Here is a 12,555-nt window from a genome sequence, read left to right as displayed (position 1 = left end):
CCAAACTGGGGCGGCTACAATCTGCCGCCGCCACGTACCAGGCGGACGACCAGCAGCAGGATCACCGCTCCGATGGCGGAATAGACGATCTCGGATACGAGGCCGGTCCCGAGGCGAATGCCTAGCTTGGGAAACAGGAAGCTCGCCACCAGCGCACCGGCGATGCCGACCACGATGTCGCCGACGATGCCGAACCCGGTTCCGCGCACCACCTTGCCGGCGAGCCAGCCCGCCACCAGACCGACGAACAGGATGACAAGCAGGCCTTCGTTGGAAATGTACATCGGTTAAGTCCCTCTCCGTGGATGCCCGCATGGAACGGGAACCGGGATGAATGTGGTCTGAATGCTGTTCCCCAAGTCCCGGTTGCGGCTGCGAAAACAAAATATCGAAAACAACCCCATGCACAGTAGGAGCCGCGCTGGCACTCGGTGCGGGGTGGAGTGTGACAAGCCGGTGTTGTCGTGGAGGAATTTTGAATAAGCGGGCGAGGGAGTGCGGCCGACAGCCGGGCGAGAACTGGCCAACAGCTAAGAAACCGGCTCCGCCAGCACGCACCTCGCCGCCCGCCCCGGCCCGACCTCCACATTCGCCGGCAGCTGCTCCAGGCAGCGCGGCTCGGCGAGCTTGCAGCGGGGGGCGAAGGAGCAGTTGTGGGGCTTTTCGGCCAGCGACGGCGGGGTGCCGGGGATGGTTTCGAGCCTCTGGCCACGTTTGGCGCCGTGGATGGTGGAGGCGAGCAGGCCCTTGGCATAAGGGTGCACGGGGCTGCGGACGATATCGCGAAGCGTCCCCTGCTCCACGATCTGGCCGGCATACATCACCGCGACGCGGTCGCAGATTTCGATGGCGACGCCGATATCGTGGGTGACGAAGATGACGGACATGCCGAACTCGCGCTGCAGCTCGCGCAGCAGCAAGAGAATCTGGATCTGCACGGTGGCATCGAGCGCGGTGGTCGGCTCGTCCGCCAACAGAATCCTGGGCCGGCAGGCCAGCGCGAGCGCGATCATGGCGCGCTGGCGCATGCCGCCGGACATCTCGTGCGGATAGGCATCGAGCCGGCGTCTTGCCGAGGGAATGCGGACGACATCGAGCATTTCGAGCGCACGCGCGCGCCCTTCCGCAAAGCTCTTGCCCTCGTGGCGCACCACGCTTTCGGCGATCTGCGCGCCGATGGTGTAGACCGGATCGAGCGCCAGTGCCGGCTCCTGAAAGATCATCGACACCGTCTGGCCGCGGAACGACGACAGCTCCTCATCGTTCATGGCGAGCACGTCGCGCCCCATGACGTTCACGGTGCCCATGATCTGCGTGCGCTTCTTCGGCAACAGCCGCATCAGCGCACGCAGCGTCACGCTTTTGCCCGAACCGGACTCGCCGAGCAGGCCCAGCACCTCACTGTTGCCGAGCGAGAGATTGAGATCGTTCACGGCATAGATCGTCCGCTCGCCGGTGAAGCGGATGTTGAGGCCTGAGATCTCGACGAGGTTTGTCATGACGGCAGTTTCGGCAATCGATCGTGATAGTCGGTGGCGCGTTGGAAGGCGGCGCCGATGGTGAGCAGGGTGGCTTCATCGAAAGAGCGGCCGATCAGCTGCATGCCGACCGGCAGGCCGATTTTGGTGAAGCCCGACGGCACAGTGAGCGACGGCAGGCCCAAGAAGTTCACCGGGCGGGTGAACAGCGTCAGCCGCTGCAACAGTGCCGGCGCATTCGGGCCGCCGCCGACATCGCTCTCCTCGATCGTCGGCGCCGGGATCGGGGAAGCCGGCGCGATGACCGCATCGACGCCCGATGTCGCTGCGTTGTGCGCCGCCAGCGCCGGGCCGCGCCAGCGCATCGCTTCGAGATAGGTGATGGCGGGAACGGCGAGACCGTTCTGAAGCCGCATCAACACCTGCGCGCCGTAATCCTGGGGACGCTCGATCATCCAGCGCTTGTGGAAGGCGGCCGCTTCCGCTGCGAGCACGAGCTGGCTCGCCGCGGACAATTGCCGCTGGTCCGGCAGCTCGACCTTGACGATGTCGGCGCCCTCGCGCTTGAGCACCGCGATGGTCTCGTCCAGCACGCGCGCGACCTCGGCGTCGAGATCGTCGACATAGAACGACGAAGGGACACCGATCTTGAGACCTTTCAGCGAGCCCTTGGTCGCGCCGACATAGTCGGACAGCGGCTCGTGGCTGCAGGTGGAATCCGCGGAGTCCGCGCCGGCCATGAGCGCCAGCAGCAGCGCGCAATCCTCCGCGGTGCGGGCGAGCGGGCCGACCGTGTCGAGCGATTGCGACAGCGGCATCGCGCCGGCGCGGCTGACGCGGCCGACGGTGGTCTTGAGGCCGGTGACGCCGCAGAAATGCGCGGGCATGCGGATCGAGCCGCCGGTGTCCGAGCCCAGCGCCGCATAGGTCAAACGCGCCGCGACGGCCGATCCGGATCCCGAGGACGAGCCGCCGGTGATATGGGCGACGTTCCAGGGATTACGCACCGGGCCGTAATGGGCGTTGTGGCCGGTCGGGCCATAGGCGAACTCGGCAAGGTGCAGCGTGCCGAGGCGAACCTGGCCGGCATCCTTCAGCCGCTGCAAGGCGGTGGAGGTCACGGTCGGCACGAAATCGCGGCGGATCAGCGAGCCGCAGGTCGCGACATGGCCGGCGTCGTAGTACATGTCCTTGTGCGCGAGCGGAACGCCATGCAGCGGACCGCGGACATCGCCCTTGGCGAGCTCGGCGTCGGCGGCCTCAGCCGCCTTCAGCGCGGCTTCGGCGTCAATCGACATGAAGGCATTGAGATGCGGCTGCCACCGCGCGATTCGGTGCAGCAACGCGCGCGTCACCTCGTGCGAGGATAGCCGCTTCATCGCGATCGCGCGCGCGACCTCGGTGAGCGTCATCAAGGCAGGCTCAGTGCTCATTTCGACACCTTCTGCGTCTGCGCGATCGGATAGAGCGCGGGCTCGAGGTCGAAGGGCAGCGTGCCGGCGATGGCCTCAAAGCCTTCGAAGGCAGGCCCGATGGAATTTGAGATGCGAACCGCGATTTCGTCATCCACGGGGATGCCGGCGATCTGCGCGATCGGCTTGATCTCTTTCGGTGTCGGTCTTGTCATGTCGTTTCCCCTCTTGGCGCGCGGCTATGGCCTGAACCCGGAATCGCCATGTAGCACGCGGCCTCATGGCCCATCTTATCGAGCGCGGAGAGCTTTGGTGTCGCATTTGCGCAGAGCGGCTCCGCAAACGGACAACGGGTGTGGAAGCGGCAGCCGGGGGGCGGATCGATCGGATTGGGTGGATCGCCCGTGATCGGCGGCCTCTCGGTGCGGCGATCCGGATCAGACGACGGCATCGCCGCGAGCAGCGCGCGCGTATAGGGATGCGCCGGATTGTCCCAGACCTGGTCGACCGGGCCGAGCTCGACGACCTCGCCGAGATACATCACCAGCACGCGATCCGAGATGTAGCGGACGACGTTGAGGTCGTGACTGATGAAGAGATAGGTCAGTCCGAACTCGCGCTTGAGATCGGCGAGCAGATTGAGCACCTGCGCCTCGACCGATTTGTCGAGCGCGGAGACGGCTTCGTCCAGAATGACAAGTCGCGGCGAGAGCGCCAGAGCACGGGCGATGTTGACGCGCTGGCGCTGGCCGCCGGAGATCTCGTGCGGATAGCGGCTGGCGAAGTTTTCCGGGCGCAGGCCGACCTTGCCGAGCAGCTCACGCGCGAGGGTGCGCGCCGCGCCGTCGGCCATGCCGTGCACCTTGGGGCCGAAGGCGATGGATTCCTCGATCGTCAGGCGCGGATTGAGCGAGGCGTAGGAATCCTGGAACACCATCTGCATGCCGCGGCGCAGCTCGCGCAAGCTCAGCGACTGGCCGACGGTCATGCCGTCATAGATGATGTCGCCGGTATCGCGCGGCATCAGATGCATCAGGAGCCGCGCCGTGGTGGACTTGCCGCAACCGGATTCGCCGACGATGCCGACGGTCTCTCCCTTGGCAACGGCGAAGGAGACGTTGTCGACGGCGCGCACGGTGCGCTTTGCTGCGAACAGCCCGCCGCGCACGGGGAAGTGTTTTGTGAGGCCATTGACCTGGAGCAATGGCTGCGCGACGCCGCCGCGATCCTCGACCGGCTCGAGCATTTCAACGGAGGTTGTGGCGTCGGTCATGGCTGCGGTCTCCCACCTCTCCCCATCGAAACAGGACAATCGCACGTGCTCTGCGCCAAAGCCTGCACGCCGTCATGGCCGGGCTTGTCCCGGCCATCCACGCCTTGCCACGCGGAAAGAAGAACGTGGATGCCCGGGACAAGCCCGGGCATGACGACCTTCCGTGCCGCGCCATTGTCCATCTGCGTGATCATCTCAGTTCCTGATGTCCATGGCGCTGCGCAGGCCGTCCGAGAGCAGGTTGAAGCAGATCGAGACCGCGAAGATCATCGCGCCGGGCAGCGCGGCCACCCAGGGATTGACATAGATCGCGGTGCGCAGCGTGTTCAGCATCAGGCCCCATTCCGGCTCCGGCGGTTTTGTGCCGAGGCCGAGGAAGGAGAGACCGGCCGCCAAAATCATCGAGACCGAGATGAGGCTGGTGGCGTAGACGAAGATCGCGCCGAGCACGTTGCCGAGGATGTGCACGCGCATGATGGTGAAGGCGCCGGCGCCGGAGGCCCGCGCGGCCTCGACGAAATCCATGTTGCGCACGCCTGTCGTGACGCTTTCGGCGACGCGGGTGATCTGCGGCACGAACACGATGGTGAGCGCGACGATGGAGTTGAGGATGCCGGCCCCCAGCGCGCCCGAGATCGCGATCGCCAGCAGCACCGAGGGGAAGGCGTAGAACACGTCGACCGTGCGCATGATCGCGGTGTTGAGCTTGCCGCCGACATAGCCGGCAATGATGCCGAGCGAGGTGCCGAAGCAGAACGCGAGGATCACCGGCAGGATGCCGATCACCAGCGATAGCCGCCCGCCATAGATCAGCCGCGCGAGCATGTCGCGGCCGAGCTCGTCGGTGCCGAGCGGGTAGCCGACCGTGCCGATGTGGCGCAGGCGGCGGATCATCGAGCCCTTATAGGGGTCTTCGAGACCGAGCCATGGAGCGAGGATCGCCGAGAGAAAGATCAGCAGCAGCACCAGCGCGCAGGCCATGCTGACCTTGTCGCGCGTGATGCGGCGGCCGACGGTCGCCCAATAGCCGCGCGCCTTGCTCGCGGGCGCGGCCTGCAGCGCGGCGTCGGCAGTGGCGGACAACGGAAGCTCGCTCATTGCTAGCCCCGCTTGATGCGCGGATCGATCGCGGCTTGCGCGATGTCGACCAGGAGATTGAGGACGACGAAGAACAGCGCCAGGATCAGGATCGTGCCTTGCAGCAGCGGCAGGTCGCGCTGGAAGATCGCGGAGTTGAGCAGGAAGCCCGAGCCCGGCCAGGAGAACACGGTCTCGATCAGGATCGAGCCGCCGAGCATATAACCCAGCTGAAGACCCATCACCGCGAGCGCGGTCGGCGCGGCGTTCTTGATGACGTGGCGGAACACACCGCGCTCGTGCAGGCCTTTGGCGCGCAGGGCCTCGACGAAATCCTGCGAGAGGATGTCGCCGGTCAGCGCACGCACGGTGCGGGTGACGATGCCCATCGGGATCACCGAGGTCGTGATCGCCGGCAGCACGAGATATTGCAGATGCGCCCAGTCCCAGGCCCAGGAGTTGGAGCCGTTGGGACCTGCGCCGATCGCGGGCAGCCAGTTCAGCTGCACCGAGAAGATGATGACGAGCAGCATGCCGAGCCAGTAGTGCGGCACGGAAACGCCGGCGATGGCAAAGGAAGTGGCGACCTTGTCGATCCAGGTCTCGCGGAAATAGCCGGCGATCAGGCCGAGCAGGATGCCCATGGTGAAGCCGATGATGGCGGCGGCAATCGCCAGCGTTACGGTGTTGCCGACTGCGCGCATGACCTCGGCGAGCACGGGACGCCCGGTGGCGATGGAATTGCCGAGATCGCCATGCAGCGCGCGCATCAGCCAGAGGCCGAACTGCACCGGCAGCGGGCGGTCGAAACCGTAGGCGGCGCGCAGCTGCGCCGCGAGCTCCTGCGAGGCATCGGCGGGCAGCACCGCGACGAGCGGATCGCCCGGCGTGATGTGCACGAGCAGGAAGCACACCAGCGCGACGCTGATGACGATCGGGATGACGTAGACGATGCGTCTGGCGGTATAGGCGAGCACTTAGGTTACTCAGTCTGGAGCGAGAATATCTCAGCTGTCATGGCCGGGCTTGTCCCGGCCATCCACGTTGCGCTGTCATTCCGGGGCGATGCGCAGCATCGAACCCGGAATCTCGAGATTCCGGGTTCGCCCTTCGGGCGCCCCGGAATGACCGAGCAATTGGAAAGACGTGGATGCCCGGGTCATCTGCGCGAAGACGCGCTTCGCGCTTTTGCGCGGGCATGACGCGTTGTTGGAGCGAGAGCCGCCTCACTAGTTCATCGACACCAGGGAGAAGTCGATGAACCAGCTCTTCGGCTGCACGACGCCGGTCACCTTCGGGCTCATGGCGCGCGGGCCGACGTCGTGGGCGACGTAGAGGAAGGCGGCATCGTCGACGGAGGCCGCATGCAGCTCGGCAAGCGCGGCGTCGCGCGCAGCGGGATCGAAGGTCTGGCGGGCCTTCTTCACCAGCTCGTCGAACTTGGGCTCGTTAATGAAACCCCAATTGTTCGAGACCGGCGGCGCCATGCCCGATTGCAGGAAGCGCACCAGCGCGAAGAACGGGTCCATCGCCGCATAGGTGACGTTGGTCGCATTCGAGCCGTTGGCGCTGGGGTCCTTGGCGCCGCGGCGCCAGTTGGTGAACAGCGTGTTCCACTCGATGACGTCGAGCTTCACGTCGAAATAGCATTCGGCCAAAGCCTGCTGGAGATATTCGTTCATCGGCAGCGGCTGCATCTGGCCGGAGCCGGAAGCCGAGGTCTGGATCTTCACCGTCAGCTTCTTGTTCGGACCGAAGCCGGCCTCCTGCATCAGCTTTTGCGCGGCCGCCTTGTCATACTTGATCTCGAAAGTCGGTTTTCCCCGCCACGGATGGCCGGGCTCGAAGGTGCCGGTGGCCGGCACCATCAGGCCGGCGAGCAGGCCGTCCTTGAGGCCTTCGCGGTCGACGCAGAGGTTTGCGGCCTTGCGCACGCGAATGTCATTCCAGGGCGAGCCTTCGATGCGCGAGAACTGCCACGGCCAGACATGCGGCTGCTCGTTGGCGTAGAGCTTGAAGCCGCGCTGCTTGAGCTCGGGCAATGCGTCGGGCGCGGGCGCCTCGACCCAATCGACCTGACCCGAGAGCAGCGCCGCAGTGCGCGCGTTGGCCTCCGGCATGGGCAGGAGCACCATCTTGTCGACCTTGGGCACGCGGGCCTTGTCCCAATAATTCGCGTTCTTCACCAGCTCGAGCCGCTCGCGCGGGGTGAAGCTCGCCATCTTCCACGGGCCGGTGCCGGAGGCATCCTTGGCAAACGCGGTCCAGGCGGCCTGCGACTTCGCCTTGGCGTCCGCGCCTTCAGCCTTGTCATAGAAGGCCTGCCACTTCGACGGGCTCGCCATGAAGAGATTGGTGAGGTTGATCGGCAGAAAGCTGTCGGGCTCCTTGGTGGTGAGCTCGACGGTCATGTCGTCGATCTTCTTGGCCGAGGCCAGCGTCGGCATGCGCGAGGCGGTGACGCCGACCTGGCTGGCATCGAATTGCGGCGCGTCCTGCTTCAGCACCTTCTCGACGTTCCACACCACGGCATCGGCGTTGAATGGCGAGCCGTCATGGAAGGTGACGCCGGGGCGCAGCTTGAAGATCCATTTGGTCTTGTCGGCGTCGTCCACCTTCCACTCGGTGGCAAGGCCGGGGATCACCACGCTCGGCTTGTCGGCGGAGGACAGGTCCCAGCCGGTGAGCGCGTCGTACATGGTGAGGCCGGTGAAGCGGTTGCCTTCAAAGCCCTGGTCAGGCTGACCCAGCGTGCGCGGAATATCGGCAGCCGTCATGCCGATGCGCAGCACCGTTTCCGCAGCGGCCATGCGCGGCCATGCGGCCGCGCTGCCAAGCGCCAAGAGCGCGATCAGCGCCGCCCGTGTCTTCTTGTTCTTGATAAGCATCGCCTCGATCCTTCTTCGGCTTTCGATGATTAATTTTGATGCAATCGTATGCAATGGCTATGCCAAGGAGAAACTTATTCTGCAAATTGCCCCTGCGACGACAAGTCCTTGTGATGACGTATAGGCAAAAGCGACGCGCTGCCTATTCTGGCATCAAGATTGCAAGTTTGGTCCAGAATCCTCCCTGGAGCTTTGGGCCATGCGTATTCGTCTATCGGCCAGCCTCGCCGTGCTCGCGCTGGCGCTTTCCGCACTCACCGCACGCGCCGAGACGGTGGTGCGCTATGGCATCTCGATGGCGGACATTCCGCTGACCACCGGCCAGCCGGATCGCGGCGCCGGCGCCTATCAGTTCACGGCCTACACGATCTACGATCCGCTGGTGGCGTGGGAGATGGACGTCGCCGACCGTTCCGGCAAGCTGGTGCCGGGCCTCGCCACCGAGTGGAAGGTGGACGATGCCGACAAGACCAAGTGGCGCTTCAGCTTGCGCAAGGACGTGAAGTTTCACGACGGCAGCGAGTTCAACGCCGACGCGGTGATCTGGAATCTGGACAAGGTGCTCAATGACAAGGCGCCGCAATTCGACAAGCGGCAGAGCGCGCAGGTGAAGACCCGCCTGCCCTCGGTCGCGAGCTACGCCAAGATCGACGATTTCACGGTGGAGATCACGACCAAGACGATTGATTCGTTCTTCCCCTATCAGATGCTGTGGTTCCTGGTGTCGAGCCCGGCGCAATACGAGAAGCTCGGCAAGGACTGGGACAAGTTCGCCAGCCAGCCCTCGGGCACCGGCCCGTTCAAATTGACGAAGCTGGTGCCACGCGAACTCGCCGAACTCAGCAAGAACCCGGACTACTGGAACAAGAGGCGCATTCCCAAGGCCGACAAGATCGTGCTGGTGCCCATGCCCGAAGCGCTGACGCGTACCAACGCGCTGCTTGCCGGCCAGGTGGACCTGATCGAGACGCCGGCGCCCGATGCCGTGCCGCAGCTGAAGGCGGCCGGCATGAAGATCGTCGACAACGTCACACCGCATGTCTGGAATTATCATCTCAGCGTGCTGCCGGGCTCGCCCTGGACCGACATCCGCCTGCGCAAGGCGCTGAACCTCGCAATCAACCGCGACGAAGTCGTCGGCCTGATGAACGGCCTCGCCAAGCCCGCCAAGGGCCAGGTCGACCCGTCGAGCCCGTGGTTCGGCAAGCCCAGCTTCGAGCTGACATATGATCTCGCCGCGGCCAAGAAGCTGGTCGAGGAAGCCGGCTACTCCAAGGCCAAGCCGCTGAAGACCACCTTCATCATCGCGCAGGGCGGCACGGGACAAATGCTGTCGCTGCCGATGAACGAATTTTTGCAGCAAAGCTTCAAGGAGATCGGCATCGAGATCGACTTCAAGGTGGTCGAGCTCGAGACCCTCTACACGCATTGGCGCAAGGGCGCGGCCGACGAGATGAATGCCGGCATCACCGCCAACAACATTGCCTATGTCACCTCCGACCCGCTCTACGCCATCGTCCGCTTCTTCGCTTCCGACCAGATCGCGCCTGTCGGCGTCAACTGGGGCGGCTACAAGAACCCGAAGGTGGACGCACTGATCAAGGAGGCCAAGCAGACCTTCGACACCGCCAAGCAGGACGACCTGATCGCGCAGGCGCATGCCTTGATCGTGGACGATGCCGTGCTGGTCTGGGTCGTCCACGACACCAACCCGCACGCGCTGTCGCCGAAGATCAAGCAGTTCGTGCAGGCGCAGCACTGGTTCCAGGATTTGACGACGATCGGCGTGGAGTGAGGCGGCTGGCTGCGCGCCGCTGCCGTACGGTGGGCAAAGCGCAAGCGTGCCCACCAAATGATGCGGTGAGAAAGACGTGGGCACGGCGCTAACGCGCCTTTGCCCACCCTACGGGAGCGATGTTTGGTGCTCGCGCTTCACTAAAGCATGATCCCGGAAAAGTGCGCAGCGGTTTTCCGAAAAGATCATGCGCAAACAACAAGCTAAAACGCGATGACGATTCATCCTGATCTCATCGCGCTTTAGGCGGGGACGACCGCGAGTACGTGGCGCCGGCAACCCCAACAATACTCGGTCCTACTTCGTCAGCAGCGCATAAGCCCCGGTCCAGCCTTCCGCCGGCGGGTTGACCTGGAAATCCTTGATCCGCGTCTCGTACAGCTTGAACAGCTTTTCCAGCGTGTCAGCATCCTCGCTCTTGCGGCCGCGCGCGATCGCGTCGAGCGCGCCCTGCCAGTCGCGGCTGCGGTAGCAGCCGAGCATCTCGATGGTGATGTTGCGCAGGCGCTGGAAGGCGGCCGAATGCATCACGTCCTCGCGGCCCGCGATGGCGTAGATCACCTCCGGCTCGGTCTTGCCCTTGACCATGATGAAGTCGAGCTCGAGGATCGCGAACTTGTCCTTGGCGGCGAGCGCGGTCCGGGATCCCACGATGATGGGAAAACCGTATTCCTTGGACTGTCCTTCCAGGCGCGAGGCCAGATTCACACTGTCGCCCAGCACCGAATAATTGAACTTGCGGTCCGATCCCATGTTGCCGACAACGCCGATGCCGGTGTTGAGACCGATGCCGACATTGAGCGGGATGTAGACGTGGCCGCCATGGGCCGCCTCCTCCTCGCGCTCCTTGTTGACCACGTCGATCTTCTCGAGCATCTGGATCGCAGCCTCGCAGGCGTTGATCTCGTGCTGGAGATCATCGAGCGGCGCATTCCAGAACGCCATGATGGCGTCGCCCATGTATTTGTCGATATAGCCCTTCTGCTCGATGATCACGTTGGTCAGCGGCGTCAGGAAGCGGTTCATCAGCGCCGTCAGGCCTTGCGGATCGTGCTTGTAGCTCTCCGAGATCGAGGTGAAGCCGCGCACGTCGGAGAACATGATCGTCATCTCGCGCTCCTCGCCGCCGAGCTTCAGCTTCTCCGGCGACTGCGCGAGCTGCTCGACCAGCACGGGCGACATGTACTGCGCGAACTGCCCGCGGATCTGCACGCGCTGGCGCTGCTCGCGAACGAAGCTGGAGAAGATGAACGTGATGTAGATCGCGGTCGTCGAGAGCAGCGGATAGGTGAAGTCGATGAGGTAGCGGTACTGCGCGTAGAAGAACCAGGACGTGCCGACGAGGCTCGCGGCGAACATCGCGCCCGCGAGCACGAGGCGAACCGGTCCGAGATTCGGCGTGAAGATAATGACGAGCAGGCCGATGATCAGCGCGGCCAGCAACTCGACGCCGAGCGCATAGTTGGGCTGCGAGATCACCGCGCCGCTCAGCACGCTCTCCAGCACTTGGGCGTGGATCTCGACACCGGGCATAGTCGAGGACACCGGCGTGGTCTTGATGTCGTTCAGACCGACCGCGGAGGTGCCGATCAGCACCAGCTTGCCATTGACCTTGCCCGGCGACACCGTGTTGTCGAGCACATCGGCGGCCGAGACGTAGATCGAGGGATCCCGCCGCGCATAATGCACCCAGAGCTGGCCGTTCTTGTCGGTCGGGACCTCCAGGCCCTTGAGGCGGACGGAGCGCACGCCGGTCTTGTCGGCCCTGACCAGCAGCGTCGGCGTTCCCGTGACGACGCGCAGGATCTCGAGGCTGAGCGAGGGCATGATGTTGCCCTGGGCGCGCATGATCATCGGCACGCGCCGGATCAGTCCATCGCGCTCGGTCCTGATAGTGAACAGGCCGCGGCCGGCCGCGACCTCCTCGATGACCGGCACGTTGCGCAAGAGGCCGGGAAATTCGAACAGGAAACGCTCGGCGTTCTCCTCGCCGACCGTCGCCACGCCCGTAAAGGGAAGCGACTTGTCGAGCTCGGTGAGGGCGTCGGGAAGCCCGGTCTCGCCCAGCACGACGCGCGAGCGCTTGATTGCTTCGGACAGGATCTGGTCGTTGGTCGGCAGCTCGCGCAGCTTGGCGCGGGTGGCATCGTCCAGATACCGCATCTGGCCCGCGACGATGTCCGGATTGAGCCGGTCGGCTTCCGAGAACACCACGTCGAAACCGATCGCGACCGCGCCGTTGCTGGTGAGGGTCTGGATCATATCCGCGATCCGCGTCCGCGGCCACGGCCACTGCCCGAGCCTGGCGAGGCTCTTGTCGTCGATGTCGACGATGGTAACCGGCCGCGCCGCCTTGTGGCGCGGATCGAGCAGCTGGAACATGTCGAAGGTGCGCAGCCGCAATTCCTGGACCGGCGGCGGATCCCACAGGCGCAGTCCCGCAAACACGACCAGCAGCATGAGGCACATCACTCGCGCAAGGCCGAGCTTGCGCGCAAACCACCGCCGCAGGATCTTGAGACGCTTCATTTCACTAGGACTTCCTGTCCCGCATCATGCCGTGCGCACCGATCATGGCGCGCCGGCGCCCGATTGGCTATTCCCCGGATGGGAAGGATCAGGGATTTTTTTG

At 64.6% G+C, this 12,555-nt stretch carries 10 protein-coding genes; 1 reads left to right on the top strand and 9 read right to left on the bottom strand.

The window, feature by feature from the left end:
• Positions 1–14: 14 nt before the first annotated feature.
• From AC5V87_RS04135 to AC5V87_RS04100, 8 genes are all read right to left on the bottom strand, one after another.
• Positions 15–284 (bottom strand): GlsB/YeaQ/YmgE family stress response membrane protein, encoded by a 270-nt coding sequence (locus tag AC5V87_RS04135; protein WP_495370092.1) that lies wholly within the window; start codon positions 282–284, stop codon positions 15–17.
• A gap of 246 nt (positions 285–530) precedes the next feature.
• Entirely contained in the window at positions 531–1,499 is a 969-nt protein-coding gene (locus AC5V87_RS04130) for an ABC transporter ATP-binding protein (protein ID WP_495370091.1), read from the bottom strand.
• The gene (locus AC5V87_RS04125; RefSeq protein WP_495370090.1) at positions 1,496–2,911 is read right to left on the bottom strand and encodes an amidase; all 1,416 of its coding nucleotides are present in this window, start codon (positions 2,909–2,911) and stop codon (positions 1,496–1,498) included. The genes AC5V87_RS04130 and AC5V87_RS04125 overlap by 4 nt, the downstream gene beginning before the upstream one ends.
• Positions 2,908–3,105, bottom strand: coding sequence for a hypothetical protein (locus AC5V87_RS04120; RefSeq protein WP_456841230.1), 198 nt, complete (start codon positions 3,103–3,105; stop codon positions 2,908–2,910). Before AC5V87_RS04120 ends, AC5V87_RS04125 begins: the two co-directional genes overlap by 4 nt.
• Positions 3,102–4,163 carry an ABC transporter ATP-binding protein gene (locus AC5V87_RS04115; RefSeq protein WP_456841231.1) on the bottom strand — a complete coding sequence of 354 codons (1,062 nt, stop codon included), beginning with the start codon at positions 4,161–4,163 and terminating at the stop codon, positions 3,102–3,104. Before AC5V87_RS04115 ends, AC5V87_RS04120 begins: the two co-directional genes overlap by 4 nt.
• A 195-nt stretch (positions 4,164–4,358) precedes the next feature.
• The gene (locus AC5V87_RS04110; protein WP_495370089.1) at positions 4,359–5,261 is read right to left on the bottom strand and encodes an ABC transporter permease; all 903 of its coding nucleotides are present in this window, start codon (positions 5,259–5,261) and stop codon (positions 4,359–4,361) included.
• Positions 5,262–5,263: 2 nt separating this feature from the next.
• On the bottom strand, positions 5,264–6,217 hold the full coding sequence (locus AC5V87_RS04105; protein WP_456841233.1) for an ABC transporter permease: 954 nt from the start codon (positions 6,215–6,217) through the stop codon (positions 5,264–5,266).
• A 252-nt stretch (positions 6,218–6,469) separates the two neighbouring features.
• Positions 6,470–8,128 carry an ABC transporter substrate-binding protein gene (locus AC5V87_RS04100; protein WP_495370088.1) on the bottom strand — a complete coding sequence of 553 codons (1,659 nt, stop codon included), beginning with the start codon at positions 8,126–8,128 and terminating at the stop codon, positions 6,470–6,472.
• A 199-nt stretch (positions 8,129–8,327) separates the two neighbouring features.
• Here AC5V87_RS04100 and AC5V87_RS04095 point away from each other — a divergent pair, with 199 nt between their 5' ends.
• Positions 8,328–9,923 carry an ABC transporter substrate-binding protein gene (locus tag AC5V87_RS04095; RefSeq protein WP_495370087.1) on the top strand — a complete coding sequence of 532 codons (1,596 nt, stop codon included), beginning with the start codon at positions 8,328–8,330 and terminating at the stop codon, positions 9,921–9,923.
• A gap of 297 nt (positions 9,924–10,220) precedes the next feature.
• Here the strand turns inward: AC5V87_RS04095 and AC5V87_RS04090 are convergent, their stop codons facing one another.
• The gene (locus AC5V87_RS04090; protein WP_495370086.1) at positions 10,221–12,452 is read right to left on the bottom strand and encodes a CHASE2 domain-containing protein; all 2,232 of its coding nucleotides are present in this window, start codon (positions 12,450–12,452) and stop codon (positions 10,221–10,223) included.
• Between the last annotated feature and the right edge of the window lie 103 nt (positions 12,453–12,555).

The organism is Bradyrhizobium sp. SOJA106 (assembly GCF_059448745.1).
Note: the sequence above shows the minus strand (reverse complement) of the source record. Positions and strands in the feature narration are given on the sequence as shown.

Bases quoted from the DNA above. Each gene is read 5' to 3' on its own strand.
- AC5V87_RS04120 (WP_456841230.1), bottom strand. From the start codon at position 3,105: ATGACAAGACCGACACCGAAAGAGATCAAGCCGATCGCGCAGATCGCC.
- AC5V87_RS04125 (WP_495370090.1), bottom strand. From the start codon at position 2,911: ATGAGCACTGAGCCTGCCTTGATGACGCTCACCGAGGTCGCGCGCGCG.
- AC5V87_RS04100 (WP_495370088.1), bottom strand. From the start codon at position 8,128: ATGCTTATCAAGAACAAGAAGACACGGGCGGCGCTGATCGCGCTCTTG.
- AC5V87_RS04135 (WP_495370092.1), bottom strand. From the start codon at position 284: ATGTACATTTCCAACGAAGGCCTGCTTGTCATCCTGTTCGTCGGTCTG.
- AC5V87_RS04110 (WP_495370089.1), bottom strand. From the start codon at position 5,261: ATGAGCGAGCTTCCGTTGTCCGCCACTGCCGACGCCGCGCTGCAGGCC.
- AC5V87_RS04095 (WP_495370087.1), top strand. From the start codon at position 8,328: ATGCGTATTCGTCTATCGGCCAGCCTCGCCGTGCTCGCGCTGGCGCTT.
- AC5V87_RS04090 (WP_495370086.1), bottom strand. From the start codon at position 12,452: ATGAAGCGTCTCAAGATCCTGCGGCGGTGGTTTGCGCGCAAGCTCGGC.
- AC5V87_RS04115 (WP_456841231.1), bottom strand. From the start codon at position 4,163: ATGACCGACGCCACAACCTCCGTTGAAATGCTCGAGCCGGTCGAGGAT.
- AC5V87_RS04130 (WP_495370091.1), bottom strand. From the start codon at position 1,499: ATGACAAACCTCGTCGAGATCTCAGGCCTCAACATCCGCTTCACCGGC.